Genomic DNA, 3,496 nt, shown 5'->3' with positions numbered 1-3,496 from the left:
GCTGCGCGGCTTCCGCATCGAGCTGGGTGAGATCGCGGCGGCGCTGCGCCAGCACGCGGCGGTGCGCGATGCGGTGGTGCTGCTGCGCGAGGACGCGCCGGGACAGGCGCGCCTTGTCGCCTATGTCGTGGCAGCCCCAGGGAACACGGGAACCCAGGAACACAACGCAGCACAACGCGCCCCCGCGCCGACAGGTGGGAGCGCGGAGGCCGGGGGTGCGGGCCGCCACGCCGACCTCCGCGCGTACTTGCAGGCGCGGCTCCCGAACCACCTGATCCCGGCGGCGTTCGTGGTGCTCGACGCCCTGCCGCTCACGCCCAACGGCAAGCTCGATCGTCACGCCCTGCCCGCGCCCGGCACCGATCGGCGTAGTGCTGGCACGGACTTTGTCGCGCCGCGCACGGAGGCGGAGAAGACGCTGGCGCAGATCTGGGCGGCGGTGCTGCGCGTGGAGCGTGTCGGCATTCACGATAATTTCTTCGCGCTCGGCGGCGATTCGATCCTGACGATCCAGATTATCGCGCGGGCCAACCAGGCCGGGCTGCGCCTATCGCCCAAGCATCTGTTTCAGCACCAGACGATCGCGCAGTTGGCGGCGGTGGCGGGCACGACCGCACAGGTTATCGCCGAGCAGCAGCCCATGACCGGCGCTGTGCCGCTGACGCCGATCCAGCGCTGGTTCTTCAGCCTTGATCTGCCGGAGCCGCACCACTTCAACCAGGCGACGCTGTTCCAGGTGCGGCAGCCGCTCGACCTTACGCTGCTGGATCAGGCCGTGGCGCATCTGCTGGACCACCACGACGCGCTGCGGCTGCGCTTTGTCCGCGACATGCAGGGCTGGCAGCAGCAGATCGTCGCGCCGGAGCGGGCGCGCGATGGAGCGGTGGTAACGGCGATAGACCTATCAGCCGTATCCGCAGCCGAGCAGAGCGAGGCGATCTACGCGGCGGCGACGGAAATCCAGGCCGGCCTCAATCTCACGGACGGGCCGCTCCTGCGTGTTGCCTGCATCGAACTGGGCGCGGCACAGCCCGCGCGGCTGCTGATCGCGATCCACCATCTGGCTGTCGACGCGGTTTCGTGGCCGATTCTGCTGGCCGATCTTCAGACCGCCTACACCCAGCTCCGCCAGGGCGCTGCCGTGGCGCTGCCGCCGAAGACCACCTCGTTCAAATATTGGGCAGAGCGCCTGACGGGCTATGCCCACTCGGAGATGCTGCGCGAGGAACTGGATCACTGGATGCAGGTAGCGCACCGCATCGTGCCACGGCTGCCGGTCGATATGCCTGATGGCGCGAACACCCAGGCGCTGGCGCATCATGTCGGGTGGACACTGCCCGCCGACGAGACACACGCGCTGCTGCATGAGGTGCCGCGCGTCTATCACACCCAGATCAACGATGTGCTGCTGGCGGCGCTGGCGCTGGCCTGGGCCGATTGGACGGGCGCGCGCGCGCTGCGGCTCGACCTGGAAGGCCACGGACGCGAGGCGCTCTTCGACGAGGTCGATCTGTCGCGCACGGTCGGCTGGTTTACCAGCGTCTTCCCGGTGCTGCTCGATCTCGGCACCGCCCACGAGCCGGGCGCGGCGCTCAAAACGATCAAAGAACAGCTGCGGCAGATCCCACAGCGTGGCATCGGCTACGGCGTGCTGCGCTATCTGGGCGACGACGAGATTCGTGCCGCGCTGGCTGCCCTGCCGAGCGCGGAGATCGCCTTCAACTACCTGGGCCAGCTCGATCCGCCGCTCGCCGACGACGACCTGCTCATGCCCGCGCCTGAGCAGCCCGGTGAAACCATCAGCGGGCACAGCCGCCGCATGCATCTGCTGGAAGTCAGCGGCTTTGTGGCTGTCGGACAGTTGCATATGCGCTGGAGCTACAGCAGGGCGATCCATCATCAGGCCACGATCGAGCGGCTGGCCGAGCGCTACGGCGCGGCGCTCCAGACGATCATCGCGCACTGCCGGTCCTCTGCCAGCGGCGGCTACACGCCGTCCGACTTCCCGCTGGCCCGCCTCGATCAGCCGACGCTCGATCGCGTGGTAGGCCGCGACCGGCAGATCGTGGACATCTACCCGCTCTCGCCAATGCAGCAGGGCATGCTCTTCCACAGCGTTTACGAGGGTAGGTCGGGCATCTATGTCGAGCAGATGGTCTGTCGCATCGAGGGCGCGCTTAATCTTGCAGCCTTCCAGCGGGCCTGGGCCACGGTCGTCGAGCGCCACCCGATCTTTCGCACCGGCTTTGTGTGGGAGGGTTTGGACGCTCCGCTGCAAATCGTGCGGCAGCGAGCCGAGGTGCCCTGGCAGATCGAGGACTGGCGGCAGCTCAGCGCCGACGAGCAGCAGACCAGATTGGCCGCGCTCCTCGTTGACGATCGGCGGCGTGGCTTTGCCCTCAGCGAAGCGCCCCTGCTGCGGCTGGCGCTCTTTCGCGTCGGCGGCGCGCAGCACGATTTTGTCTGGACACATCATCACCTGCTGCTGGATGGCTGGTCGCTGCCGCTGGTGCTCAACGAGGTCTTTCACTGCTACGAGCGGCTAGCCCACGGACAGGAGCCGCAGCTCGCGCATCCGCAGCCCTACCGCGACTATATCGCGTGGCTGCTGCGGCAGGACATGGCGCGGGCAGAAGCCTTCTGGCGGCAACTGCTCCACGGCTTCAGCGCGCCGACACCGCTTGGCGTGGATCGGCAGGGAGCAGGCGACGGGCAGGCCACGCTTGAGATGCGCCTCTCGGAAGCGACGACCGCCGCGTTGCAGGCGCTTGCGCGCGAGCATAGCCTGACGATCAACACGCTGGTCCAGGGCGCGTGGGCAGTGCTGCTCAGCCGCTACAGCGGCGACTCCGACATCGTCTATGGCGTCACCGTGGCCGGTCGCCCGCCTGAGCTGATCGGCGTCGAGCAGATGATCGGGCTATTCATCAACACCCTGCCGGTGCGCGTCCAGGTCGATCCCCAGGCGGCGCTGCTCCCCTGGCTGCGGCAGATGCAGGCGCTTCAGGTCGAGCTGCGGCAGTTTGAGTATAGCCCGCTGGTGCAGATCCAGGGCTGGAGCGACGTGCCGCGCGGTCTGCCGCTCTTCGAGAGCATCGTCGTCTTCGAGAACTACCCCGTGTCGGACGCTGTTCAGGCCCAGGATCAGCGATCCAGCCTGACGATCGGCAACGTCCAGGGCATCGAGCAGAGCAACTATCCCCTCGGCATCACCGCGATGGTCGAGCAAGAGCTGGTGCTGCGGATCAACTACGACCGCAGCCGCTTCGATCCCGATACAATCGCGCGGCTCGGCGGGCATCTGGAGCTGCTGCTGAGCGGCATGGCGGCCAATCCCGACCGGCGTCTGGCCGATCTGCCGCTGCTGACGGCGGCGGAGCGGGCGCTGCTGCTGAGCTGGAATCCGCCCGCTACCGACACCCCGCCGCTCCGCTGTTTGCACCACCTCGTCGCCGCCCAGGCCGCGCGCACCCCCCACGCCTGCGCCGTCGTCTGC

Annotated in this window: 1 protein-coding gene; it reads left to right on the top strand. The window is 68.1% G+C overall.

The features are described from left to right. On the top strand, positions 1-3,496 hold a 3,496-nt coding region (locus VFZ66_10130), incomplete at both ends, for a condensation domain-containing protein (protein ID HEX6289539.1).

It is taken from the genome of Herpetosiphonaceae bacterium (assembly GCA_036374795.1).
Taxonomy (GTDB): Bacteria; Chloroflexota; Chloroflexia; order Chloroflexales; family Kallotenuaceae; genus LB3-1.
This window is presented reverse-complemented; position numbering and strand designations above follow the sequence as displayed.